At 45.2% G+C, this 22741-nt stretch carries 29 protein-coding genes; 7 read left to right on the forward strand and 22 right to left on the reverse strand.

All coding sequences use genetic code 11. The features are described from left to right. Positions 1–17: 17 nt before the first annotated feature. Positions 18–230: a twin transmembrane helix small protein gene (locus ICN33_RS03550; RefSeq protein WP_128112804.1), complete on the forward strand. Its 213-nt coding sequence runs from the start codon at positions 18–20 to the stop codon at positions 228–230. Positions 231–294: 64 nt separating this feature from the next. On the opposite strand, the gene ICN33_RS03555 is transcribed toward ICN33_RS03550, so the two are convergent. The 7 genes from ICN33_RS03555 to ICN33_RS03585 all read right to left on the reverse strand — a co-directional run bounded on the left by ICN33_RS03555 (position 295) and on the right by ICN33_RS03585 (position 5879). Beyond that, on the reverse strand, positions 295–1149 hold the full coding sequence (locus ICN33_RS03555) for a cytochrome c oxidase subunit 3 (protein ID WP_216194616.1): 855 nt from the start codon (positions 1147–1149) through the stop codon (positions 295–297). Between the two features lie 29 nt (positions 1150–1178). Further along, positions 1179–1352 carry a DUF2970 domain-containing protein gene (locus ICN33_RS03560; RefSeq protein WP_370623215.1) on the reverse strand — a complete coding sequence of 58 codons (174 nt, stop codon included), beginning with the start codon at positions 1350–1352 and terminating at the stop codon, positions 1179–1181. Between the two features lie 17 nt (positions 1353–1369). Continuing rightward, complete coding sequence (locus ICN33_RS03565; protein ID WP_216196534.1) at positions 1370–1954, reverse strand: cytochrome c oxidase assembly protein; 585 nt, start codon at positions 1952–1954, stop codon at positions 1370–1372. A gap of 13 nt (positions 1955–1967) precedes the next feature. Then, positions 1968–2183, reverse strand: a complete 216-nt coding sequence (locus tag ICN33_RS10465) for a cytochrome oxidase small assembly protein (protein ID WP_370623216.1) — start codon at positions 2181–2183, stop codon at positions 1968–1970. After that, a complete protein-coding gene (gene ctaD / locus ICN33_RS03575; protein ID WP_216194622.1) occupies positions 2083–3702 on the reverse strand; it encodes a cytochrome c oxidase subunit I in 1620 nt (539 codons plus the stop codon). Before ctaD ends, ICN33_RS10465 begins: the two co-directional genes overlap by 101 nt. 42 nt (positions 3703–3744) lie before the next feature. Further along, complete coding sequence (coxB, locus tag ICN33_RS03580) at positions 3745–4902, reverse strand: cytochrome c oxidase subunit II (protein ID WP_216194623.1); 1158 nt, start codon at positions 4900–4902, stop codon at positions 3745–3747. A gap of 179 nt (positions 4903–5081) precedes the next feature. Then, the gene (locus ICN33_RS03585; protein ID WP_255530627.1) at positions 5082–5879 is read right to left on the reverse strand and encodes a class I SAM-dependent methyltransferase; all 798 of its coding nucleotides are present in this window, start codon (positions 5877–5879) and stop codon (positions 5082–5084) included. Positions 5880–6031: 152 nt separating this feature from the next. Between ICN33_RS03585 and ICN33_RS03590 the strand changes: the two genes are divergently transcribed. Together ICN33_RS03590 and trmL are read left to right on the forward strand one after the other, a co-directional pair. Further along, a complete protein-coding gene (locus ICN33_RS03590; RefSeq protein ID WP_255530628.1) occupies positions 6032–6646 on the forward strand; it encodes a ComF family protein in 615 nt (204 codons plus the stop codon). Between the two features lie 10 nt (positions 6647–6656). Further along, positions 6657–7127, forward strand: a complete 471-nt coding sequence (gene trmL / locus ICN33_RS03595) for a tRNA (uridine(34)/cytosine(34)/5-carboxymethylaminomethyluridine(34)-2'-O)-methyltransferase TrmL (protein ID WP_216194627.1) — start codon at positions 6657–6659, stop codon at positions 7125–7127. 22 nt (positions 7128–7149) lie between these two features. Here the strand turns inward: trmL and ICN33_RS03600 are convergent, their stop codons facing one another. The 4 genes from ICN33_RS03600 to ICN33_RS03615 are packed head-to-tail and all read right to left on the reverse strand — an operon-like array spanning position 7150 to position 9435. Further along, entirely contained in the window at positions 7150–8172 is a 1023-nt protein-coding gene (locus ICN33_RS03600) for an NAD(P)H-dependent glycerol-3-phosphate dehydrogenase (RefSeq protein ID WP_216194629.1), read from the reverse strand. A gap of 24 nt (positions 8173–8196) precedes the next feature. Further along, positions 8197–8721: a protein-export chaperone SecB gene (secB, locus tag ICN33_RS03605; protein ID WP_216194630.1), complete on the reverse strand. Its 525-nt coding sequence runs from the start codon at positions 8719–8721 to the stop codon at positions 8197–8199. Positions 8722–8756: 35 nt separating this feature from the next. Next, complete coding sequence (gene grxC, locus ICN33_RS03610) at positions 8757–9011, reverse strand: glutaredoxin 3 (protein WP_216194631.1); 255 nt, start codon at positions 9009–9011, stop codon at positions 8757–8759. A gap of 10 nt (positions 9012–9021) precedes the next feature. Continuing rightward, on the reverse strand, positions 9022–9435 hold the full coding sequence (locus ICN33_RS03615; protein WP_216194633.1) for a rhodanese-like domain-containing protein: 414 nt from the start codon (positions 9433–9435) through the stop codon (positions 9022–9024). A 22-nt stretch (positions 9436–9457) separates the two neighbouring features. Between ICN33_RS03615 and gpmA the strand changes: the two genes are divergently transcribed. Genes gpmA through ICN33_RS03630 form a run of 3 tightly spaced genes read left to right on the forward strand, consistent with a single transcriptional unit; the run spans position 9458 to position 12385 of the window. Beyond that, a complete protein-coding gene (gene gpmA, locus ICN33_RS03620; protein WP_216194635.1) occupies positions 9458–10147 on the forward strand; it encodes a 2,3-diphosphoglycerate-dependent phosphoglycerate mutase in 690 nt (229 codons plus the stop codon). A 12-nt stretch (positions 10148–10159) separates the two neighbouring features. Then, complete coding sequence (locus ICN33_RS03625; protein WP_216194638.1) at positions 10160–11608, forward strand: S41 family peptidase; 1449 nt, start codon at positions 10160–10162, stop codon at positions 11606–11608. 24 nt (positions 11609–11632) lie between these two features. Beyond that, complete coding sequence (locus tag ICN33_RS03630) at positions 11633–12385, forward strand: HesA/MoeB/ThiF family protein (protein WP_216194639.1); 753 nt, start codon at positions 11633–11635, stop codon at positions 12383–12385. Between the two features lie 28 nt (positions 12386–12413). Here the strand turns inward: ICN33_RS03630 and ptsP are convergent, their stop codons facing one another. The 8 genes from ptsP to ICN33_RS03670 all read right to left on the reverse strand — a co-directional run bounded on the left by ptsP (position 12414) and on the right by ICN33_RS03670 (position 19968). After that, complete coding sequence (gene ptsP, locus ICN33_RS03635; RefSeq protein ID WP_216194642.1) at positions 12414–14165, reverse strand: phosphoenolpyruvate--protein phosphotransferase; 1752 nt, start codon at positions 14163–14165, stop codon at positions 12414–12416. A 5-nt stretch (positions 14166–14170) separates the two neighbouring features. Beyond that, positions 14171–14440, reverse strand: coding sequence for an HPr family phosphocarrier protein (locus ICN33_RS03640; protein ID WP_216194643.1), 270 nt, complete (start codon positions 14438–14440; stop codon positions 14171–14173). A 17-nt stretch (positions 14441–14457) separates the two neighbouring features. Then, positions 14458–14880: a PTS sugar transporter subunit IIA gene (locus ICN33_RS03645; protein WP_216194645.1), complete on the reverse strand. Its 423-nt coding sequence runs from the start codon at positions 14878–14880 to the stop codon at positions 14458–14460. 2 nt (positions 14881–14882) lie between these two features. Beyond that, positions 14883–15824: a glutathione synthase gene (gene gshB / locus ICN33_RS03650; protein WP_216194647.1), complete on the reverse strand. Its 942-nt coding sequence runs from the start codon at positions 15822–15824 to the stop codon at positions 14883–14885. Between the two features lie 28 nt (positions 15825–15852). Next, positions 15853–17151 carry a glutamate--cysteine ligase gene (gene gshA / locus ICN33_RS03655; protein ID WP_216194649.1) on the reverse strand — a complete coding sequence of 433 codons (1299 nt, stop codon included), beginning with the start codon at positions 17149–17151 and terminating at the stop codon, positions 15853–15855. 104 nt (positions 17152–17255) lie between these two features. After that, positions 17256–18740: an ammonium transporter gene (locus ICN33_RS03660; protein ID WP_216194651.1), complete on the reverse strand. Its 1485-nt coding sequence runs from the start codon at positions 18738–18740 to the stop codon at positions 17256–17258. Between the two features lie 13 nt (positions 18741–18753). Then, positions 18754–19092, reverse strand: a complete 339-nt coding sequence (locus ICN33_RS03665) for a P-II family nitrogen regulator (protein ID WP_011903792.1) — start codon at positions 19090–19092, stop codon at positions 18754–18756. A gap of 24 nt (positions 19093–19116) precedes the next feature. Then, complete coding sequence (locus ICN33_RS03670) at positions 19117–19968, reverse strand: TorF family putative porin (protein WP_216194653.1); 852 nt, start codon at positions 19966–19968, stop codon at positions 19117–19119. Positions 19969–20231: 263 nt separating this feature from the next. Between ICN33_RS03670 and ICN33_RS03675 the strand changes: the two genes are divergently transcribed. Beyond that, positions 20232–20486 carry an accessory factor UbiK family protein gene (locus tag ICN33_RS03675; protein WP_216194655.1) on the forward strand — a complete coding sequence of 85 codons (255 nt, stop codon included), beginning with the start codon at positions 20232–20234 and terminating at the stop codon, positions 20484–20486. A gap of 25 nt (positions 20487–20511) precedes the next feature. Here ICN33_RS03675 and ICN33_RS03680 read toward each other — a convergent pair whose 3' ends face one another. Genes ICN33_RS03680 through lipB form a run of 3 tightly spaced genes read right to left on the reverse strand, consistent with a single transcriptional unit; the run spans position 20512 to position 22740 of the window. Beyond that, positions 20512–21096 carry a hypothetical protein gene (locus tag ICN33_RS03680; RefSeq protein ID WP_216194656.1) on the reverse strand — a complete coding sequence of 195 codons (585 nt, stop codon included), beginning with the start codon at positions 21094–21096 and terminating at the stop codon, positions 20512–20514. Then, a complete protein-coding gene (gene lipA / locus ICN33_RS03685) occupies positions 21089–22099 on the reverse strand; it encodes a lipoyl synthase (protein ID WP_216194658.1) in 1011 nt (336 codons plus the stop codon). Before lipA ends, ICN33_RS03680 begins: the two co-directional genes overlap by 8 nt. Continuing rightward, a complete protein-coding gene (gene lipB / locus ICN33_RS03690) occupies positions 22096–22740 on the reverse strand; it encodes a lipoyl(octanoyl) transferase LipB (protein WP_216194660.1) in 645 nt (214 codons plus the stop codon). Before lipB ends, lipA begins: the two co-directional genes overlap by 4 nt. Between the last annotated feature and the right edge of the window lies 1 nt (position 22741).

A 22741-nucleotide genomic window follows, 5' to 3' on the forward strand; every position in this document is an offset into this window, starting at 1 on the left:
AAAAATAAGGATTTGAGATGAAGTGGCTTATTCCGATTGTCCTACTAATGATTGTTTTTAGCTTAGGATCAGCCTTGTATTACATGATGAAAGATAGGGGCAATAGCTCGCGAATGGTTCACTCGCTCATGCTGCGTATTGGCTTGTCTATCGCCTTGTTTCTGGGAATTCTCCTGGCCCACTATTTTGGCCTGATTGAAGCTACCGGAATTAAAGTAGGCACCAATTAAAAAGTGCACCCATAAACGAGCACTTAAAAACAAATCGGGGCTTTAAGCCCCGATTTTTATTGAATTACATCCAGTAAACAGCGATGTAAAGTCCTAGCCAGACTACGTCAACGAAGTGCCAGTACCAAGCAGCGCCCTCAAATGCAAAATGATGCTTAGAAGTAAAGTCGCCACGAATCATACGACGCAACACAATCGCCAACATGGTGCCACCAAGGAACACGTGGAAGCCATGGAAGCCAGTCAACATGAAGAATGTAGAGCCATAGATACCTGAAGTCAGCTTCAAGTTCAAAGCATGGTACGCATGGTAGTACTCATAAACCTGGAAACCCAAGAAGACCGCACCCAAGCCTACAGTTGCAGCCAAGCCAATGATAGCTTTTTTCATATGATTTTCTACTAATGCATGGTGAGCAATAGTAATCGTCACACCAGAGCTCAACAGCAACAATGTATTAATGGTTGGAATTGGCCAAGGACCCATGGTTGTAAATTTCTCAACCAAACCAGCAGGGCCATCATTTGGCCAAACAGCCTGGAAATTAGGCCAAATCAATTTGCTCTCAACATCACCCATCCAAGGCATTGCTATATTGCGCGCATAGAAGAGGGCCGCAAAGAAAGCGCCGAAGAACATGATTTCAGAGAAGATGAACCAGGCCATCGACCAGCGATAAGAAATGTCTACGTTGACACCATTCTTACCAGCATTGGACTCTGCAATCGTGTCGCCGAACCAGTTATAAAGCACATACAGAACCCATGCCACACCTGCAAGGGTCAAGGGGCCACCCCAAGACGCATGATTTACCCACCCAGAAATACCAAAGGCAAAAGCAATTAAGCCAAATGCGGCCATTGCTGGATGTCTAGATAGTCCAGGGACGAAATAGTATGGGGTTGAATTGGATGACATCTTATTCTCTCTATTCAATCAAAAAATAATCAATGGGACACAACTACTTTCACTATCAACAGAAGGACGCCCATAAAAATCAAGGCGCCAATAACTCCTGCAATGATAATGTGCACAAAACTTAATGAAGCAACATCTTCCTGCAAACCTGCTTTCTTACGCACACCCAAAAAGCCCCACATCACGGCTTTCATAGACTGCATAAAACTACTTTTCTTTTTCATGAAACCACTTTCGATTTAGGAGCCGGTGGTGTACCACCCAAGCCCAACTCAAAGAAGGTATATGACAAAGTAATTGTTTTTACATCATCCGGCAAACCTGCATCAATCACAAAGACTACCGGCATCTTTTTTGTTTCATTTGCTGCTAGTGTTTGTTCCTGAAAACAAAAACACTCTAATTTCGTAAAAAACTCTGTTGCACTCTTTGGCGCATAACTTGGTATTGCCTGTGCACGCACAGTCCGCCCAAGATTATTGGTGACTTCATAAACAATCTCAGTCATTTCACCCGGATGCACTTCTAAAAAATTCTTCACCGGCTTAAATGTAAACGGACCACGACTATTCGAATCAAACTCAATGGTCACTGTACGAGCATAGTTAACCTGGGTATTGCCTACCTTGTTAGGGCTAAAGGCTCTGACACCATAATCATTCTTACTTGTCACCACATTAATTCCAGTGACCTCACACAAGGCCTTGTACATCGGAACTAAAGCGTAACCAAAGCCAAACATCATTACCGCTGCAATTAAGAGCTTTAATAAAATTTGGCGATTCAGTGATTGAGTTGAAACCATCGTCATCGCAGGATTAACCCAACATACTCCGTTTAATCACAATACCAATAAAAAATGTCACTACGACAGTCAAAAGAATAAAGCCCATCCTGCGATTATTCGCAGCAAGGGCTTGCTTCTCTGAAGGCTTAAATTCCTGCTTCACGCATTTGCTCGGCACTAGGTGGAGTTTCAAAAGTGTGATGTGGCGCTGGTGAAGGTACTGTCCACTCAAGACCTTTTGCTCCATCCCATGGCTTCATCGGTGCTTTTTCACCTTGACCGCGATATGCAGGAAGCACAACGAAGAACAAGAAATAGACCTGCGACAGGCCAAAGCCCAATGCGCCGATTGAAGCAACCATATTGAAATCAGCAAACTGGGTTGGGTAGTCAGCGTAGCGACGTGGCATACCTGCTAAGCCCAAGAAGTGCATTGGGAAGAAAGTGATATTAAAGAAAATCATGGAAGTCCAGAAATGGATCTTGCCGCGAGTTTCATTAGCCATATAACCTGTCCACTTAGGGCACCAGTAGTAGAAGCCAGCAAACATTGCAAACAATGAGCCTGCTACCAACACATAGTGGAAGTGAGCTACAACATAGTAAGTATCTTGCACCCCAATATCAATTGGCGCCATGGCTAGAATCAAACCGGTAAAGCCACCCATCGTAAATACGAAGATGAAGCCGATAGCCCACAACATTGGAGTTTCAAAGGTCATTGAACCTTTCCACATTGTTGCAACCCAGTTAAAGATCTTCACGCCAGTTGGTACAGCGATCAACATCGTTGCATACATGAAGAACAATTGACCTGTTACTGGCATACCAGTTGCAAACATATGGTGAGCCCAAACAATGAATGACAAGATCGCAATAGATGCTGTTGCATAAACCATTGAGCTGTAACCAAACAATGTTTTTCTTGAGAAGGTTGGGATGATTTCACTGACGATTCCGAATGCAGGAAGAATCATGATGTAAACCTCTGGGTGACCAAAGAACCAGAAAATATGCTGGAACATGATTGGGTCACCACCGCCAACAGCGGAGAAGAAAGAAGTACCAAAGTGACGATCAGTAAGAACCATCGTAATTGCGCCAGCCAATACAGGCATCACAGCAATCAATAAATATGCAGTAATCAACCAAGTCCAGCAGAACATTGGCATCTTCATCAAAGTCATGCCAGGAGCGCGCATATTCAAAATGGTTACGATGATGTTGATCGAACCCATGATGGAAGAAGCACCCAATAAATGGAGGGCAAAAATAGCCATGTCCATACCAGGCCCCATTTGTGAGGTCAATGGAGCATAAATAGTCCAACCGCCTGCTGGAGCGCCGCCAGGGACAAGGAATGAGCTCAACAACAAGGTTGCAGCCACTGGCAGAATCCAGAAGCTAAAGTTGTTCATACGAGCAAATGCCATATCAGACGCACCAATTTGCAAAGGCACCATCCAGTTAGCAAAACCAACGAATGCCGGCATGATCGCGCCGAACACCATCACCAGTCCATGCATAGTTGTCAGCTGATTAAAGAACTCAGGGCGGAAGAACTGAAGGCCTGGTTGGAATAATTCCAATCGAATTCCTAAGGCCATCACACCACCAGCCAATAAGCTGACAAATGAGAAGATCAAATACATCGTACCGATGTCTTTGTGGTTAGTTGCGAACAACCAACGACGCCATCCGTGTGGCGTGTGATCATCATGCGCGTGATCGTGTGCGTGATCGTGGGTAGTAGAGACTGTGCTCATGGATTACTCCGGTTTCGTTTTATCTGTATTTGTTAATCTGAATTACTTGCCGCCGCGCGCAGTAATAATCTCTTGGGTCTGAATTACTTCACCCGTTTTATTACCCCATGAATTACGGGTATAAGTAATAACGGCAGCGATATCGCCATCAGAAATTACGCCAGCCCATTTCGGCATAGCATTTTTACCGTTCAACAAAATGTTGTACTGACCTGCTTTAGGACCGTTAACAACTTTGCTGCCATCCAATGCTGGGAATGCGCCTGCGCCTTTACCGTTTGGTTGATGGCAAGCTGCACAGTTCGCTGCATACACTTTAGCGCCACGTTCTTTTTGCTCATCCAAGGTGTAAACCTTAGATGGATCATCGCCACCAGCGCCCATTTCTTTCTTTTTCTCTTCTACCCACTTGGTGTAGTCCTCTTGCGAAACTACTCTTACAACGATAGGCATAAAGGCATGTTCAGCACCACAAAGCTCTGAGCACTGACCGCGGAATGTACCAATCTTGTCGGCTCTGAACCAAGTGTCGCGTACGAAACCAGGGATCGCATCTTGCTTGACGCCAAACGCTGGAATAGTCCATGCGTGAATCACGTCATTAGCAGTTGTGATCAAGCGAATTTTTTTGCCAACAGGAACAACCATTTCATTGTCAACTTCCATCAAATAGGTATTTGATTTAGGTGCCAAGTTATTGATTGCTTCACGGGGGGTAGATAAGGTTGATAAGAAGCTAATGCCTTCACCCTCACCTTTGATGTAGTCGTAACCCCACTTCCACTGATAACCAGTGGTCTTAATAGTGATATCAGAGTTAGTAGTATCTTTCATTGCCACAACAGTTTTTGTTGCAGGCAATGCCATTCCGATCACGATGAGCAATGGAATCACTGTCCAAATAATTTCAACAGTTGTGCTCTCGTGGAAAGAGGCTGATTTATGGCCTAATGATTTGCGGTGTTTCAAGATGGAATAAAACATCACTCCAAAAACGCCCACAAAAATCAATGCGCAAATTACCAACATCATCCAATGCAACCAATGGATCTCTTGCATAATTTTGGTAGCTGGAGGCGCAAAGTTCAGCTGATTAACAGCTGGGCCACCAGGCATATTCTCTGCTGCATGAGCAAAAGCAGTGCCAAAAGCTACTGCGAAATAGAGCGAAGCCCTAGTGACTTTTCCAAATAAATTCATCTTATTCTCTGTTTATTGTCGTGAGCAAAGCAGCAAAAATGCCACAGAATGCCCAAAAAACGATCTGAAGCTAATACTTACTGCCGTGATTATAGGGTTAATTAGGCGCAACAACAAACAGGGTTAACCCAGCTTGATCCAATCTTGGTGAAGGTTTAAATGATAGTAAGCGCTTACACTTAAGCAGAATCTGACCTAGTCTTGCGCCCAATTTGATTTAGATCAATGTAGGCGACGTTGTCCCTCGCCTTTGCGAGGTGCTTTCCGAGAGCCCAAGCGTGCCCATAAACCACCTCTAATGTCAGTTTTTGTGGCAAAACATGCATTTGAGGAAGTTCAAGAGGGTTCGTATGCGTCAATTTCAGAGCGCTAACATCTGCAAGCAATAGCTCGGGCATCTCATAGTCCAGGGTTAAATACTCCATATCCATTACCGGGTCAGAAAAGCGCTCCCCCAGTAATGCATCACCCATATCGTGCATATCCCAAGGACTCAATAAGCTCTTGTGCTTTAACCCAGAAAGCTCCAGCGAGCGCAACTCTTTTCCAGTGTCTGGCCCTAAATAACTAAATGTAATTAAACCGCCTTCGCGCAGGACGCGCCAACACTCCTGAAGGAAATGTTTCGGGTCGGGTAAATCCTGTAACAAAAGATCGCTAAAAACTAAATCAACAGAATTATCTGGAATATCAAATCTTCCAGATGAGGTGAAGTCTTCCAAAGGACTGGCATTACTGGCAAATAAAGATCGCCAATTACTCAGCGCTTTAGCGCGCCACATTTGCAAACCCGAAACACCTGCTTCGGTAATGCTAAAAGTACGCGCTTTTGGGAAACGCTGAGCAAGCATGCCTAAATGTTTGCCAGCAAAATCTGGCACGACCAAGATATCTTTTACATCGAGCTTAACAATGTCTAATTTTTGCAGCATACGATCTGCAATTTCATCCTGTAACCATCTGATGGGCTGGGTCATAGGCTCAGTATACTCAGCGCCCCATGCGATTTCCAGAGAACATTTTTCAAACCATTTGCGAGCATCTTTTGCCAACCGCATGCATTACTTGTCAGAAGTTTCAAAAATTCTCAATTTGCAATAAGTGTCTCATCTCATTAAAAAATGACGCTTTGTTTAACTATCAATGTTGCTACCAATGTGGCATTGCACTTCAGGCCTCTGAATTGGTTCAACAGCGTTGCGCTCCGTGTCAAACTAATCAGCCTCATTTTGATGAAACCTACTGTTTAGATCGCTATGATGGATTGTTACAAAAACCGCTACATGATTTGAAGTACCAAAAACGTATTGCATTTGCCAATGCTCTTGGCAACACATGGAACCTACTTATCGACCCAGAGCAGCAAGATATTTCCGCAGATTATTTGCTACCAGTTCCACTCAGCATTCAAAAGTTAGCGCAGCGTGGCTTTAATCAAAGCTGGGAAATTGCTAAACGGATACGCTGCGGAAAATATATTCAAAAATCACCCTACGTACTCCGGCGTCATCATTATTTTGAGCGCCAAGCAGGAAGCACGCTAAGCAATCGCCATCTAGCCATTCAAGGAATGTTTTATGTGGATCCGAATTCCATTGAGAAGCTGCAAAATAAGACCATTATTATTTTTGACGATGTAATGACCAGTGGCGCAACGCTTAATGAAATTGCGCGCATTCTGAAGGACAATGGCGTATCTCGCGTAATCAATTGGGTGTTACTCAGGGCGATGCGACCAATTTAAAGAGTGTCACATGTTTAATATTGTTTTATTCGAACCAGAAATTCCGCCCAATACAGGCAACATCATTCGCCTATGCGCCAATACAGGGGCTAAGCTACATTTAATTGAGCCTCTCGGTTTTCCGATGGAAGATGCGAAGCTGCGCAGAGCCGGTTTGGACTATCACGAGTTTGCAAGAGTGAAAGTCCACAAAAATTGGGTCCAGTTTTTAAAAGATGAACAACCTGATTCTCAACATCTCTTTGCATTAACCACCAAGGGCTCAGGAAAGTTTCATGAGGGCAAATACTCCCCAGAGGATTACTTTGTATTTGGCTCCGAGACTAAAGGTATTACGGATGAAGTAAGAGACTCCATACCAGCAGAAAATCGTATGCGTCTGTCGATGCAAGATAGCAGCCGGAGCTTGAATTTATCAAATACTGTGGCGATTGTTGTGTATGAAGCATGGCGCCAAAATGGCCTTGCGGGTGGGCAGTAGCAAACTAAACCGAATGCATTGATTACGATTCGATTTTAGGATCACGCCCCATCAGCTTTTTAACAGCATCATGGGGCTTCAATTTAGCTGATAGTACCTCGCCCATCATGGCGGTAATAGGCATCTCGACTCCTAAGCGCCCCGCTAAATCTCCAACTGCAGCAGCACAAAGCACCCCCTCGGCAACATGGCCAAGACCCGCAAGAATTTCAGGCAAAGATTTACCAGCAGCAAGCTCAAGACCTACACGACGATTGCGAGATAGGTCTCCGGTAGCAGTCAAGATCAAATCTCCAACACCCGTTAAACCCATACACGTTTCAGATTTACCACCCGCAGCCTTTACTAGGCGCATCATTTCTGCCAAGCCACGTGTAAGAACAGCGGCGCGAGCATTAAGACCTAAGTCCAAGCCATCACCAATACCTGCGGCAATCGCCAAGACATTCTTAATGGCGCCACCCAACTCCACACCAATCAAATCATCGCTTGAATACACACGCATATTGCCGTGATGAAAAGCCGCCTGAACCGTCTCACAAAGTTTTGTAGATTTACTCGCAATTGTTAAAGCACAAGGCATGCCTGCTCCAACCTCACGAGCAAAACTTGGGCCAGATAAAGCACCATACGAATGCGTTATCCCATGAGAATGGGTTTCGTTTTCACGCGCCACAACTTGATGTGGTAGTAATGCGGTATTTGGCTCTAAGCCCTTGCACAACCAAATGATGTTGAGAGGATGCTCGGCAATCTTTAAAACTTGTGCAATTGTTTCTGCAAGCCCTGACATCGGCGTCGCAATAACCAACAAGTCATTACTAGAAAGTCTTTTAATTGCTAAAGAAAAGTTGTCTTCAAACTTGAGTTTTTCAGGCAACTTAATCCCCGAAAGATAAGCGTGATTTTCACCGCTCTCTTGAATATCTGCTAGTTGCTGTTTACTGCGTGACCATATACAAACATCACCCTCCTGGAGGTGGCGAGCGGCTTGTGCCGCCATCGCCGTTCCCCAAGCGCCAGCGCCAAGCAGTGTCACTTTCATGATCTGTGGGCTCGCTATTAAGACTTAATGAGGAAGGATAATCTTGCTCTCATCAGCGGATCCGCTTTCGCTTGCTGATGCTTCTTGTTGAGCCTGCATCAAACGATGCTCATACATACCGTGGAAATTAATATCATTCAAATGAATCGGCTGGAAGCCTGCACGGCTAATAATGTCAGCGATATTTGCACGCAGGTAAGGATACAAAATCGTTGGGCAAGTAATGCCAAGCATTGGATCAACTTGCTCAGCAGGAATATTGCTAAATTCAAAAATGCCCGCTTGTTTTGCTTCGACTAAGAATAATACTTTTGAATCAACCTTGGCAGTCACGGTAGAGCTTAAGGCCACCTCGAAGATTCCCTCGGCCAAAGGAAGGGCAGCAATATCAATCTCTACCTGCACTTGTGGCTCAGATGCTACCAATAAAATTTGGGGAGAATTTGGCTGCTCAAGCGATAAATCTTTTAGATAAATTCGCTGAATGCGAAAGCCAGGTTCTTTAATTTGTTCGGTGCTTGCTTGTGGTGCAGAAGATTGTTCAGTCATTGCTAACTTTCATTGTATGTTAAATCTATTAAGTATTAAGCCAATAAAGGATCAAGATTTCCCGCGCGATCCAATGCAACTAGGTCGTCATAGCCGCCAACATGGGTTTCGCCAATGTAAATCTGAGGAACCGTGCGACGACCAGTTCGTGTCATCATGATTTCACGTTGGGTAGGATCGCGATCAATCAAAATCTTTTCTAAATTGGTAACACCTTTTTTGAGCAAAAGCTTTTCTGCCATTACGCAATATGGGCAAACCTGAGTGCTATACATCGTTACTGAAGGCATCAATTTCTCCTTACTTCACCAAGGGTAGAGCTGCTGCCGTCCAAGCCTGAACACCGCCGTCTAAAGTGCCTACCTCAGCAAATCCTAGTTTCTGAGCTTCGGGGAGGAGTTTGCGTGACTGGGCGCCCGTTTCACAAACTAAGATTACGGGATGTTTGCGATCTAGCTTCAGCTTTTCAATGGCTGCCGTTAAACCAGCGGCATTAGTAAATTTGGCGCCAGGAAGATGCCCTGCTTTGAAATCGTCTTCCGAACGCAAATCCAGTACATATGCTTTGCGTCGATTAATCCAAATCGTCGCTTCGGTCGGGGACAAGCCTTTTCCCCCAATAAGCGTAGATAATGAGGGTAGGAAAAGCGCTATGCCCGAAACTATCAGAAGGGCAATTAGCGCTAAATTATCAATTTGAGTGAGAAAGTTCATCACCGGATTATAGAATGGCTCTATGAAACAACTTGTCCTTATTCGTCATGGCGAATCCGCCTGGAACCTTGAAAACCGCTTCACCGGCTGGGCGGATGTTGACTTAACCCCCAAAGGGGCAGAACAAGCCTTAGCAGCAGGCGAAAATCTGCGTAAAGCTGGCTATGAATTCGATATCGCCTATACCTCTGTTTTGAGGCGCGCTATTCGTACCCTCTGGCATGTTCAGGACACCATGGATTTAATGTGGCTTCCAGTAGTTCATAGCTGGCGTCTCAATGAGCGGCACTATGGTGCCCTAACCGGCCTTAATAAAGCAGAGACAGCAACGAAGTATGGCGATGAACAAGTTCATATTTGGCGTCGCTCATACGACGTGCGTCCACCCTTGCTCGAAATGGAAGATGAGCGTAACCCAAAAAATGATGCTCGTTACTCCAAACTAAATACCTCCGATATCCCATTGGGCGAGTGCCTTAAAGATAACGTTGAGCGTGTGTTGCCACTGTGGAATGAGTCGATTGCTCCTGCGCTGAAAGCCGGCAAACGTGTTCTCTTAGTGGCACATGGAAATAGCATCCGCTCATTAATTAAGTATTTAGACCAAATGTCTGATGAAGCCATCATGGAAGTAAACGTTCCTAATGGCATTCCTCTTGTTTACGAGTTAGACGACAACCTCAAACCCATTCAACACTTTTATTTGGATTAAAGCAAAAGCGATATGCGCCAATTTCTAAAGAACTTTGCCCTAATAGCCGTTGGTCTTATAGCCGGTGTGGCAGCAACGATCCAGCTCTCTGCGACTGCACAGCAGCAAGTTACCCAGCAAAGCACTCAGCTACCCCTGGACGAACTGCGTACACTGTCTAATGTCTTTGCCCAGATTAAGCGCGAGTACGTTGAGCCTATTGAAGATAAGCAATTATTGACAGACGCAGTGAAGGGCATGGTGAGTAGCCTTGATCCACATTCCACCTTCTTAGATAAAAAAGACTTTTCAGAAATGCAAGAGCAGACTTCTGGAAAATTTGCGGGTCTCGGAATTGAAATTACATCTGAAGACGGTGTGGTTAAAGTACTAAATCCTATTGAAGATAGCCCTGCTGCGCGCGCAGGCCTTCAGGCGGGTGACTTAATTACGCGCCTTGATGACAAACCTGTACGCGGCATGTCTTTAGATAAAGCAGTGCGCACCATGCGTGGCACTCCTGGAACCAAAATTACTTTGACAGTGTTTCGTAAAAGTGAAGAACGAAGCTTTCCAGTAACAATTACTCGGGCAGAAATTAAAGTTCAATCTGTAAAAACAAAAATTCTCGACAACGATATTGCTTGGGTAAGGATCACCAGTTTTCAAGAGCGTACTGTTCCCGATCTTGCTAAGAAATTGACCGATATTGCTAATCAAGATCCAAAGCTCAAAGGCATCATTCTGGATCTTCGCAACAATGGGGGCGGACTATTACAAGGCGCTGTAGGTGTCGCTGCAGCATTCTTGCCACCTGATGCGATCATTGTGTCTACTAAGGGTCAATCTGCGGATTCAAAACAGGTATTTAATGCCACCCCAGCCATGTATCGCCTCAACGAGCCTGGCGATCCTTTAGCAGGCATCCCAGCCATGTTTAAGAAATTGCCTATGGTGGTTTTGGTAAACGCATACTCAGCCTCAGCCTCTGAAATTGTGGCTGGCGCACTTCAGGACTATAAGCGCGCAACCATTATTGGGAAAACCACCTTTGGTAAAGGCTCAGTGCAAACTGTTCGCCCCCTCACCAATGACTCTGCGCTGAAGATTACTACCGCTTATTACTACACGCCGAGCGGAAAATCGATCCAAGCTTTTGGTGTTAAGCCAGATATTCCAGTCGATCAAAATAAAGATGGCGATCCTGATGACGTATTAATTACTCGCGAGATTGATAGTGAAAAACATCTACGCAATAAGCAATCTGCTGAAGACAAGCTAATTAAAGACCGCGAACAACGTCGTCTCGAAGAGTTGCAACGCATTGAAGAAAAAAATGCCAAGAAGACTCCTGAGGAAAAAGAGAAAGAAAAAAATAAGAAGCCTACTGAACTGGGTAGTGCTGATGACTTTATGCTCTCCCAAGCAGTGGCTTTTATTAATGGGCAGCCTGTGAAGCGCTCTTCATCCAAACTCGAATAATCTTTTAATCTCTGCGGCTGGCACATGAATGACGAGCAGTTACTTCGATACTCAAGGCACTTGCTGCTTGAGGAAATTGATGTCTCCGGCCAAGAGAAGCTTCTAAGCGCACACGCATTAGTTATAGGTGCCGGCGGCTTGGGTAGTGCCGCAGCACCCTACCTAGCTGCAGCAGGCGTAGGCCACATTACCCTAATAGATCACGACGATGTAGAGCTCACCAATTTGCAACGCCAAATCATGCATGCTGAAAGTAGCGTCGGCAAAAGTAAAGTGAGCTCTGGGAAAGATTTTCTTCAGCGGCTCAATTCCACCATTCAGATTGAAACTATTCAAGCTAAGGCTACTGCTTCGTTATTAGATGAATTACTCCCAAGTGTTCATGTCGTGTTGGATTGCACAGATAACTTTTCAACCAGACACTTAATTAATGCCGCTTGCGTCAAACATCAAATTCCACTGGTCTCAGGGTCAGCTCTGCAGTTTGACGGTCAAGTCAGCGTCTTTAATCCACGCGATCCTAGCTCACCATGCTACGCCTGCATCTTTCCTCCAAGTGAACAGTTTGAAGAAGTCAGCTGCTCCAGCATGGGCGTCTTCTCACCATTGGTGGGTATTATTGGAGCTATGCAAGCAGCTCAAGCGCTACAAGTCCTAATTGGTTTTGGAGAAACCTTAGTGGGTCGCATGCTGCTATGGAATGGTCGCACGACCCAAATAGATGAAATCCGCATTAGCCGTAATGCAGAGTGTTTAGTGTGCGGCTCCTCACACTAAACAACGTACTTAGCAACGCACCAAGCGATTAAGACAGCAAGCGCTCTAAAGCCTTTGCCTGCTCTTCGGGCTCATAAGCCCTCAAGACTCTAGATACACGTGCCTTTAATAAACCTACATTGGCCTTGAGAATCTCGCGCTTAACCAGCAGCAACTGGCTGAAGTGCATCGAAAAATCAGTCAAACCCAATGCAAGCAAAAGCTTTGTTAACGCAGGATCCCCAGCCATCTCACCACAAACAGCTACAGGCACATTTGCGCGCTTAGCTTGTTCTATGATATTTGCTAATAAATTTAATATCGCTGGGTGTAGAGGATCATATAAATGAGCCACTGCATGATCTGCCCGATCAATCGCTAATGTGTACTGAATTAAGTCATTTGTACCAATAGATAAAAAATCAAATCGATTAATGAATAATGGCAACACCAAAGCAGCTGCCGGAATTTCAATCATGGCTCCGACTTGTATATTTGGATTAAATGCTTTTCCACGTTGATGTAATTGTTGCTTGGCTTTTTCAATCAGCCTAAATGTTTCATCAATCTCTTTAGCATGCGCCAACATTGGAATCATGATGCGCGCCTGACCATGGGCAGATGCGCGCAGTATCGCCCTGAGTTGCGTTAAAAAGATTTCAGGCTCTGTTAAAGACCAGCGAATCGCGCGCAACCCCAATGGCGATGTGCCTGTTTGCGAAATATCACCGCCACCGCCCAGTGCTTTATCAGCACCAACGTCAATCGTTCTAATGTTGACGGGTAAGCCATGCATAAGATCAACAACGCGGCGATATTCTTGGTACTGCTGCTCTTCATCAGGTAAAGCCTGCTTACGGTCCATGAATAAAAATTCAGAGCGGAACAGGCCAACGCCCACAGCCCCCAACTTCACCGCCTGAATCGCATCTTCTGGTAATTCAATATTGGCCAATAACTCAATCTCAACACGGTCAGCCGTTTCAGTTTTTGCATGCTTTAACTGTTGAAGCTTGCGTACTTCTTTTAAAACTTGAGTTTGTAGTTTGCGGTATTCAGCCAGCAACTGCTCATCAGGAGCAACTACTACCACCCCTCGCTCACCATCTAATACCAACCAATCGCCGTGACGAATCATTTCACTAGCGTGTCGCACGCCCACTACCGCAGGAATCTCCATACTACGAGCCACAATAGCAGTATGGGAGGTCTTGCCGCCAAGATCGGTTACAAAACCAGTAAACGCATGCTCTTTAAAACGAAGCATGTCGTGCGGAGCAATATCATGAGCGACGATGATTGAGTCAACCCCAATATCGCTCGTGGGTAAAAAATCAGAATCATTTAAGACGTCTTTTTTCTGCGCATTTAATGCCTTAATAACGCGTTCAGCAACCTGGCGAATATCATTGGCGCGCTCTTTTAAATACGCATCCTCGATGTCTGCAAATTGCTCCAAAAGATCATTGAGTTCAGTTGTTAATGCCCAAGCCGCATTTAATCGTTGTGTACGAATTAATTTAATGGGCTTTTCAGCTAAAGCTGGGTCAGCCAAAATCATGCCATGTACATCCAAGAATGCTGCCATCTCTTGTGGTGCATCTTTTGGCAATCCTTGGCGTAATTGATCAAGCTCTAAACGAACCTGATCAAATGCATCCAATAGCTTTTGGGCCTCAGCCTCTTCTTTGCCAGCCTCAATCAGGTAATGACTCACCTCTAATGCTGCACGTGAAATCAGTACCGCCTTGCCAATGGCAATGCCTTTCGATACCGGAATTCCGTGCAACGCAAATGTCATGTTAGTTACTCGCCTTCGCCAAAGCGGTCATTAATTAATGTAGTAAGCGCTTGCATTGCTTCATCGGCTTTCTCACCAACCGTCTCAAGGGTTACAGTGCTGCCAATTCCCGCCGCCAACATCATCACGCCCATAATGCTCTTAGCATTAATTTGACGCCCATTACGTGACAAGAGTATTTCACAGGGGAACTGCGCGGCCAACTGCGAAAGCTTTGCAGATGCACGAGCATGCAAGCCTAATTTATTAATTATTTCAATTTCTGCTATAGGCATTTTGTAAGGGCCCTTATTTAATCTTGATTTACTTTTGCACCAAGGCGCAAAATTCCGTGCTGTCCACCAGCGAGTGCCTTCTGCGCTAACTCCTCTAAACTCTCTCCTCGATGAGAGATGCAGCGCATCAGCATTGGGAGGTTTAATCCCGCCAAAACAATTACGGGTGCGTTCAATCCCGATAACGGACCGAGGGCCTCCAGCTTAGAAGCTACATTGGCAGGGGTTGCACCCATTACGTCCGTCAAAATCAGGACACCATTACCCGTATTCACCCCGTAAGCGGCCTTGAGAACTCGATCAAAACTCGCCTTGGTATCTTCATGAGGAGGAATATCAACCGCCCGAACTCGTTCAGGCAATACACCAAAAGTGTGTTCAGCAAACCCTAGCATTGCGCTAGCAACTGGTGTGTGAGCCACGATGACAATGCCAACCATATTTATGCCGATGCTTTCTCTAGAGCTGCCAACCAAAATTGCGGGACATTAAAGTCTGTTTGATTGGTAATTTCAACAAAACAAGTAGGGCTCGTCACATTAATTTCAGTGAGGTAGCCACCAATTAAATCTAATCCCACTAAGAATAATCCGCGCCGATTTAAAACTGGCGCTAATTTTTCGGCGATCCTTTTTTCAGTCTCAGTTAAGGGCATTGCCACACCTTTACCGCCTGCAGCTAAGTTACCCCGGATTTCGCTCCCCTGAGGTATACGCGCCAGCGCAAACGGCACCACTTCTCCGCCAATTAAAAGTACTCGCTTATCTCCCTGGGTAATTTCAGGAAGAAAACGTTGGACCATCAAGGTTCTAGCGCCATTCTCTCCAAGCGTTTCTACGATGCTTGCAAGATTAAGGCCATCAGGACCCACTCTAAATACGCCCATCCCCCCCATGCCATCTAAGGGTTTAATCACGATATCTCGGTGAGTTTGATGGAAAAGCTCTACAGCTGCCAATTCACGCGTAACTAAAGTGGGTGGAATAAGATCAGGAAATTCTGTAATGGATAGCTTTTCTGAGTGATCACGAACAGCGCTTGGCTCATTAAATACTTTTGCGCCCTGGCGAACTGCAGCTGATAACAACCAAGTGGTATTGAGGTATTCAATATCAAATGGCGGATCCGTACGCATTAAGACCGCAGAAAAAGAGTTGAGCGCTCGGGACTCAATCTCACCCAATTCAAACCAGGTCGTAGAGCTCGGCTTAATTACCAAAGACTGACAATCAGCAACTACAAAATCGTTTCTCCACAATACATTTTGACTTTGGCAAAACCACAGACGATGTCCCGCTTCTTGCGCAACTCGCATCATTGCGAGCGTGGAATCTTTTTGAATCTTAAAAGAATCAAGGGGATCCGCAATAAAAAGAAGGTTCATTTTTTCTATTGAGAGATTAGTATTTTATTTATGCAGCTTCGGCATTAGGGTCGGTACGCTCTAACTCCAATGATGCAGCAAGTAGGGCCAAGCGAGCAACTACGCCATACAAGTAGAAGCGATTAGGGGCGGCGCTTCCCGGCTTAGCCCCTAGATCAGGCATCGAGTTTTGCTCGAAGGCCAAAGGCACAAAGTGCATTCCTGGTGCATTCAGATTCTCATCTGGTCCACGGTCCGTATGAACGCGATAGAAGCCACCGATGACGTAACGATCGATCATGTACACCACTGGCTCGGCAACCGCTTCATTGACTTTTTCGAAGGTATAGACGCCCTCCTGAATAAGCACATCACTAACTTCAAGACCTTCCTTGACCACACTCATTTTGTTGCGGTCTTTACGATTCAAACCCTTTAGCTGAGAGGGATCATTCACAACCATCACACCCATGCCATAAGTGCCGGCATCGGCCTTCACAACTACATAAGGCTTCTCTTTAATTCCATATTCGCGATATTTCTTGGCTGTCTTTTTCAAGACTTGCTCTACTGCTGTTTGTAGCTCTTCTTCACCTTTGCGCTCGTGGAAATTGATATTCGAGCAACTTGAAAAATAGGGGTTAATCATCCATGGATCGATATCAACCACTTTGGCAAATTTCTTCGCTACCTCTTCATATGCAGCAAAGTGGTTCGATTTACGACGGATATGCCAGCCAGCGTGCAAACCAGGAAGCAAGTACTGTTCATAGATATTTTCTAGAATCGGAGGGATGCCTGCCGATAAGTCGTTATTCAACAGAATCGAGCAAGGATCAAAATCTTTGAGGCCTAAACGCTGCTTCTTAAGACCCAATCGGGCAAGCGGCTCCATTAATAGGCGATTGCCATCCGGCAACTCAATCCAGGTAGGTTTTTTTATTTCTTCCGAGAAGGTGCCTAGTCGAACATTTAATCCAGCTTGACGCAAAATTGAAGACAGGCGAGCTATATTTTGCAAATAAAAAGTATTGCGAGTGTGACGCTCAGGAATTAATAATAAATTCTTAGCTTCAGGACAAATCTTCTCAATGGCAGCCATAGCAGCTTGCACGGCAAGCGGCAGCATCTGCGGGGAAAGGTTGTTAAACCCTCCAGGGAAAAGATTGGTATCAACCGGAGCCAACTTAAAGCCAGAATTACGCAAATCCACTGAACAGTAAAAAGGAGGGGTGTGCTCTTGCCACTCCAGCCTAAACCAACGCTCAATAGTTGGGGTTGCTTCTAGAACCTTTGACTCTAATTCGAGCAAAGGGCCGGTGAGTGCTGTGATGAGATGTGGAACCATTCCACCATTGTAAGATTATTAAAAGAAAGACGCGGGATCCGAGGATCCCGCGCTTAAAACTAGGCAGCCAACCAGGACCGCCCAGTGAGGGGTAAATCTACTGATTAAGACTCGTAGGCAGACTCACCATGTGAGCTGATATCCAAGCCTTCGCGCTCTTCTTCTTCCTTCACACGCAAACCAATCACGATATCGATCAATTTGAAGGCAACGAAAGAAACAACGCCGGACCAAATAATAGTAGTAATCACGCCTTGAGCTTGGATCCACAATTGGCTAGCAATAGAGTAATCAGGAGCAACAGCGTTAGCCACATAATCCCAAATACCAGAGCCACCTAATGCTGGATCAGCAAATACACCTGTCAGCAATGCACCAGTAATACCGCCTACGCCGTGAACACCAAATACGTCCAAGCTGTCATCTGAGCCCAAAATCTTCTTCAGGCCAGTAACACCCCAGAGGCAAACTACGCCAGCAACCAAGCCAATGATGATTGAACCCATTGGGCCAGCAAATCCAGCTGCAGGAGTAATTGCAACTAAACCTGCTACGCAACCAGATGCAGCGCCCAACATAGATGGCTTACCTTTGAGAACCCACTCAGCAACTGACCAGCCCAATACAGCGGCAGCAGTAGCCAAATATGTGTTCACGAATGCCAAGGCAGCACTACCGTTTGCCTCAAGAGCTGAACCAGCATTGAAACCAAACCAGCCGAACCACAAGAGAGCGGCACCAGTCATTACATACACTAAGTTATGTGGCTTCATTGCTTCTTTGCCGTAGCCCAAACGCTTGCCGATTACAAAGGAACCAACTAAACCAGCGATCGCAGCATTGATATGCACAACGGTACCGCCAGCAAAGTCGAGAACACCTTTTTGCCACAACCAACCAGCACGAGCAGTAATTGCTTCGAGTGATGCAGCATCTTTGATGTCATCTGGACCAGGCCAGAACCAAACCATATGAGCGATTGGCAGGTAGCTCAAAGTGAACCAAATCACCATGAATACCAAGATTGCAGAGAACTTAGCGCGCTCAGCAAAAGAGCCAATGATCAAGCAGCAAGTGATAGTTGCGAACACTGCTTGGAATGCCATAAATACGTACTCAGGAATCACAACACCTTTACTAAATGTTGCTGCTACTGAGTCTGGATTCATACCAGCCAAGAAGAGTCGATCTAGTCCACCGACAAATGCTCCGCCTTCCGTGAATGCAAAACTATAGCCATAAATCGCCCATAGCACTGAAATCAAAGAAAACACCATGAAACATTGCATGCAGATAGACAAGATGTTCTTGCTACGTGTTAAACCGCCGTAGAACAACGCCAAACCAGGAAGTGTCATCAACAGCACTAATGCTGTACAAACCATCATCCAAGCAGTGTCACCCTTATTGCACTTTTCAGAGCAAAGTACTGGAGCAGGTTCTGCTGCAGCAGGTGTTGCAGCAGGAGCTGTAACAGCTGGTTTTTTTACTTCATCAGCATGAGCTGGCGAAGTAACGATTACACCAGTAGCGCCAATAGCCAAGGCCATAGCACCACCAGCAACGAGTCGTTTCATCCAAGTTAACATTTTGAACCTCTCTTTAAAGTGCTGACGCGCCGGTTTCACCGGTGCGAATACGAATGACGTGCTCAACTGGTGAGACAAAAATCTTGCCATCACCAATCTTGCCTGTACGTGCAGATTTTTCAATTGCTTCAATCGCACGCTCTAAGATGCCATCTTCAACAGCAGCTTCAATTTTTACTTTAGGTAAAAAATCAACTACGTACTCAGCACCACGATACAACTCAGTGTGACCCTTTTGACGACCAAAGCCTTTAACTTCAGTGACGGTAATGCCCGAAACTCCCACTTCCGAGAGAGCTTCGCGCACTTCGTCAAGCTTGAAGGGCTTGATGATTGCGGTAATTAATTTCATGTGTTTCTCCGTTCAGAGTGGAAATTAGAAAGTTTTGGTAAGGGAAACAACGCCAGTTGCGCCTGCCAAGTTCTTAGAACCCTGGCTTATTGGGCCCATGTAGGCATAGTTATTGCCAACTTTTTGAGCATCAGTGCCGATATAGGCTGCTGCCAAGGAAAGGCCGCCGCCAAAGTCTTTAGTAACACCCAATTTCCAATCAGTGTAGTTAAGATTTGGGAAACCTGAACCTGGGTTTTGACCAGAAACATATTGGTAACCAACGTGGGCGTTGATAGCAAGACCCCAAACGCCTGTGTCGTAGTTCACTGTTAAGTCTGGGTAGTAAGACCCTGTGCTTCCAGGATTACCGAACAATGGGCTGACCGCGTAAGAGAACTTAGCAAAGCCCGTTACTGCACCGAAAGTAAAGTTTTGAGCCAAATATAACTCAGTTGTATTTGGGTTTACCTGAGTTTTATTAGAGTAAGTTACGTAACTGTAGCCGCCGCGTGTTGGATATGCATATTGCAAAACACCGAAATCAGTTGCAAAACCTTCGCCGATCAATTCTTTCTTGAAGCCGCCGTAGAAGTCCATCTCGATCGGAGATGTTACACCTGGGTTTTGATCTCCGTTCCAGCTAATGGAGCTGTTCCAGTTACCAATATAGAGACCGCTTTCGTGTGCATAGTCAAAGCCACCTTGAATTGCAGGCTTCATATTTGATTGAGAAATACCACGATAGCGGTAATCACTCACAACAGAAACGTTAGCAGTGATTGGGCTTACTTCTACTTCTGCTGCTGGTTCATCAGCCGCAAATGCTACTGTTGATAGGCCAGCCAACAAAGCTACTGCTGCTGCAGAGATTGCTGTCTTCTGTAAAGTTTTCATGTGCTACTCCTTACTGGTTGAAATAAAAAATGGGTTAAATGTTTAATGCATGGTGCGATCATGAAGGTCAGGGCATTTTTGACTTTGGGCGGATTCCCCGAATTAAGGCTTTTGCACTTTTTTGGTGCTATATATTGCACCTAATCGGTGAATTTAGGGCAATAAATGGGTTTTAACCCCTTTTTGGGCATTTTTACCCATTCAACTTAAAATACGAATGTGTATCTTTTCTGCAACTCTCAATAGAACTGCGAACCCTCATCATGCAAAAACCAGGCGAAATCCTCGAACAAATCCAACGTATCGCAAGTGATATGCAGAACAAGGTTGGGGATGCGATCCGTAATTCGCCAGCCCAAGAGATAGAAAAAAATGTTCGCGCCATGATGAATCAAGGTTTTCAGAAAATGGACTTAGTTACACGCGAAGAGTTTGAACTTCAGACCAAAGTACTCGCAAAGACACGCGAAAAATTAGAGGCGCTTGAAGCTAAAGTAGCCGCCTTAGAAAAACAGTAATCCTCTTGGATGTATTTTCTTCAGATTACTCTGGAGAAAAATCACTAAAGAAGTTTTCATAATCTTCTTTAGTGAAAAAAGTTTTTGCATTTTCTGAACTTGCGCCCGCATGAAGTACTGAAATCTGATAGATCCAGTTATCGCCATTGGATGCCACACGATTAATCCAGCGAACGCGCATGAGCTGCTGAGTTTTCCCATTTGCCTTCAAATACAGGAAATAATCTTTAGTCGGTAAACGTTGGCGATCTGCAGTTTTATAAAATGCGTCTTCAACAGTAACATCGCCGCCAGATGCCTTTGCCCTATCCAACACATTAGCTTGTAATTGCATTAGCAACTGATTTAACGATGGACTTTGATTAGCAGGCAACTGAATAGTGCTGATGGAATAAATAACATCATCAATTTTTACCGCTTCAAGAACCTGCGAAAACTCTTGATCAAGATAGGGAATACGGCGCTCTAGTTTGTCTGGCTTACCAGGAAATAAAGCTGTATATCTTTCTTGGGGAGATTGAACTGTACGCCAATCAAGTTTTGGGCTACAAGCTGCCAGAAAAACCAAAGCCGCTAACAAAGTAGCGGCTTTCAAAATTCCTCTAAACAACTCCCGCTCCATGCGCTTGTTGATCGGCGTGATAACTTGATCGCACCATGGCCCCTACCGCTGCGTGGGAGAAGCCCATTGCATAAGCCTCTTCCTCAAACATCTTAAATACGTCTGGGTGAACATAGCGCGTGACAGGTAAATGATGTCCCGATGGAGCTAGATACTGGCCAATAGTGAGCATGTCAATATTGTGCTCACGCATATCGCGCATGACCTCCAAAATCTCCTCATCCGTCTCACCTAGGCCAACCATCAAACCGCTCTTGGTAGGAATATGTGGAAAGCGCTCTTTAAAATCTTTCAAGAGCTTTAAAGAATGTTGGTAATCGGCACCTGGTCTAGCTTGCTTGTATAAACGCGGGACGGTTTCAAGATTGTGATTCATCACATCAGGTAAGCCGCTGGGCGCATACTCAGCAAAAATATCTAAGGCCTTATCTAGTCGACCGCGAAAATCCGGCACCAATACCTCAATACGAGTGTTAGGCGAAAGAGCGCGTGATTGAGAAATGCAATCGACATAGTGCATTGCACCGCCATCACGCAGATCATCACGATCCACGCTAGTGATCACCACATAATTTAGTTTCAGTGCAGCAATAGTACGGGCTAGATTAGCAGGCTCCTTTACATCCAGAGGATCTGGTCTGCCATGACCCACGTCGCAGAAAGGACAACGACGCGTACACTTGTCGCCCATGATCATGAATGTAGCAGTTCCCTTGCCAAAACATTCGCCAATATTGGGGCAGCTAGCTTCTTCGCAAACGGTTACCAACTCGTTCTCGCGCAAAATCTTTTTGATTTCAGCAAATCGTGAATTATTTGATGCCGCCTTAACTCGAATCCAGTCTGGCTTTTTCAATATCTCATTAAGAGGAATAATTTTGATTGGAATACGGGCAGTCTTCTCACTCGATTTTTGTTTGCGTGAGGCGTCGTAATTGAGGTCTTGGCGCGCCTCGATAGATGGGTTGGTGTCAGGCTTATTTATGGTCATGATGGCATCAGTTGCTTTTGTAAATGCTGCAAAAGCCTTTGGCTAATAGTGTCTATATTGTCCTTGATCCCAAGGGTTTGCATATCGACAGTCTTTAAGCCCTCATACCCACAAGGGTGGATGCGTTGAAAAGCCTCTAGATCAGTGGCTACATTCAAAGCAAGACCATGATAGGAGCAGCTTTTGGAGACTTTAAGCCCCAAGGCTGCAATCTTTGCTCCAAGCCATTCTGGAGGCACTAACGCCTGCTGAGAGACATAAATTCCGGGGGCGCCCGGGTGTCTTTCGGCCTCAACACCAAAATCTGCCAATGTATCAATGACTGCTTGTTCTATGCGTGAGACTAATTCCTTGACGAAAATGCCTAAACGCCTGAGATCTAGCAAAAGGTAGACCACAATTTGGCCGGGACCATGATAAGTAATCTCCCCACCACGATCCACTTGAACCAGAGGTATTTTATTGCTGGGGGAATGCAAGTTACTTGCATCTCCAGCTAGGCCCAGAGTAAAAACCGGGGGATGCTCTAAAACCCAAATCTCATCAGGTGTTTCACTAGTGCGATCTTTAGTAAATGCTTGCATGGCCTCATACGTAGATACGTAATCAGCCAATCCAAGTTGTTTGACTAAAGCCAACATA

Source organism: Polynucleobacter sp. UB-Tiil-W10, assembly GCF_018881605.1.
Taxonomy (GTDB): Bacteria; Pseudomonadota; Gammaproteobacteria; order Burkholderiales; family Burkholderiaceae; genus Polynucleobacter.

What these genes read in the sequence shown, in the direction of transcription:
- ICN33_RS03550 (WP_128112804.1), top strand. Translation starts at nt 18, where the DNA reads ATGAAGTGGCTTATTCCGATTGTCCTACTAATGATTGTTTTTAGCTTA.
- ICN33_RS03555 (WP_216194616.1), bottom strand. Translation starts at nt 1,149, where the DNA reads ATGTCATCCAATTCAACCCCATACTATTTCGTCCCTGGACTATCTAGA.
- ICN33_RS03560 (WP_370623215.1), bottom strand. Translation starts at nt 1,352, where the DNA reads ATGCAGTCTATGAAAGCCGTGATGTGGGGCTTTTTGGGTGTGCGTAAG.
- ICN33_RS03565 (WP_216196534.1), bottom strand. Translation starts at nt 1,954, where the DNA reads ATGGTTTCAACTCAATCACTGAATCGCCAAATTTTATTAAAGCTCTTA.
- ICN33_RS10465 (WP_370623216.1), bottom strand. Translation starts at nt 2,183, where the DNA reads ATGGAGCAAAAGGTCTTGAGTGGACAGTACCTTCACCAGCGCCACATC.
- ctaD (WP_216194622.1), bottom strand. Translation starts at nt 3,702, where the DNA reads ATGAGCACAGTCTCTACTACCCACGATCACGCACACGATCACGCGCAT.
- coxB (WP_216194623.1), bottom strand. Translation starts at nt 4,902, where the DNA reads ATGAATTTATTTGGAAAAGTCACTAGGGCTTCGCTCTATTTCGCAGTA.
- ICN33_RS03585 (WP_255530627.1), bottom strand. Translation starts at nt 5,879, where the DNA reads ATGACCCAGCCCATCAGATGGTTACAGGATGAAATTGCAGATCGTATG.
- trmL (WP_216194627.1), top strand. Translation starts at nt 6,657, where the DNA reads ATGTTTAATATTGTTTTATTCGAACCAGAAATTCCGCCCAATACAGGC.
- ICN33_RS03600 (WP_216194629.1), bottom strand. Translation starts at nt 8,172, where the DNA reads ATGAAAGTGACACTGCTTGGCGCTGGCGCTTGGGGAACGGCGATGGCG.
- secB (WP_216194630.1), bottom strand. Translation starts at nt 8,721, where the DNA reads ATGACTGAACAATCTTCTGCACCACAAGCAAGCACCGAACAAATTAAA.
- grxC (WP_216194631.1), bottom strand. Translation starts at nt 9,011, where the DNA reads ATGCCTTCAGTAACGATGTATAGCACTCAGGTTTGCCCATATTGCGTA.
- ICN33_RS03615 (WP_216194633.1), bottom strand. Translation starts at nt 9,435, where the DNA reads ATGAACTTTCTCACTCAAATTGATAATTTAGCGCTAATTGCCCTTCTG.
- gpmA (WP_216194635.1), top strand. Translation starts at nt 9,458, where the DNA reads ATGAAACAACTTGTCCTTATTCGTCATGGCGAATCCGCCTGGAACCTT.
- ICN33_RS03625 (WP_216194638.1), top strand. Translation starts at nt 10,160, where the DNA reads ATGCGCCAATTTCTAAAGAACTTTGCCCTAATAGCCGTTGGTCTTATA.
- ICN33_RS03630 (WP_216194639.1), top strand. Translation starts at nt 11,633, where the DNA reads ATGAATGACGAGCAGTTACTTCGATACTCAAGGCACTTGCTGCTTGAG.
- ptsP (WP_216194642.1), bottom strand. Translation starts at nt 14,165, where the DNA reads ATGACATTTGCGTTGCACGGAATTCCGGTATCGAAAGGCATTGCCATT.
- ICN33_RS03640 (WP_216194643.1), bottom strand. Translation starts at nt 14,440, where the DNA reads ATGCCTATAGCAGAAATTGAAATAATTAATAAATTAGGCTTGCATGCT.
- ICN33_RS03645 (WP_216194645.1), bottom strand. Translation starts at nt 14,880, where the DNA reads ATGGTTGGCATTGTCATCGTGGCTCACACACCAGTTGCTAGCGCAATG.
- gshB (WP_216194647.1), bottom strand. Translation starts at nt 15,824, where the DNA reads ATGAACCTTCTTTTTATTGCGGATCCCCTTGATTCTTTTAAGATTCAA.
- gshA (WP_216194649.1), bottom strand. Translation starts at nt 17,151, where the DNA reads ATGGTTCCACATCTCATCACAGCACTCACCGGCCCTTTGCTCGAATTA.
- ICN33_RS03660 (WP_216194651.1), bottom strand. Translation starts at nt 18,740, where the DNA reads ATGTTAACTTGGATGAAACGACTCGTTGCTGGTGGTGCTATGGCCTTG.
- ICN33_RS03665 (WP_011903792.1), bottom strand. Translation starts at nt 19,092, where the DNA reads ATGAAATTAATTACCGCAATCATCAAGCCCTTCAAGCTTGACGAAGTG.
- ICN33_RS03670 (WP_216194653.1), bottom strand. Translation starts at nt 19,968, where the DNA reads ATGAAAACTTTACAGAAGACAGCAATCTCTGCAGCAGCAGTAGCTTTG.
- ICN33_RS03675 (WP_216194655.1), top strand. Translation starts at nt 20,232, where the DNA reads ATGCAAAAACCAGGCGAAATCCTCGAACAAATCCAACGTATCGCAAGT.
- lipA (WP_216194658.1), bottom strand. Translation starts at nt 22,099, where the DNA reads ATGACCATAAATAAGCCTGACACCAACCCATCTATCGAGGCGCGCCAA.
- lipB (WP_216194660.1), bottom strand. Translation starts at nt 22,740, where the DNA reads ATGTTGGCTTTAGTCAAACAACTTGGATTGGCTGATTACGTATCTACG.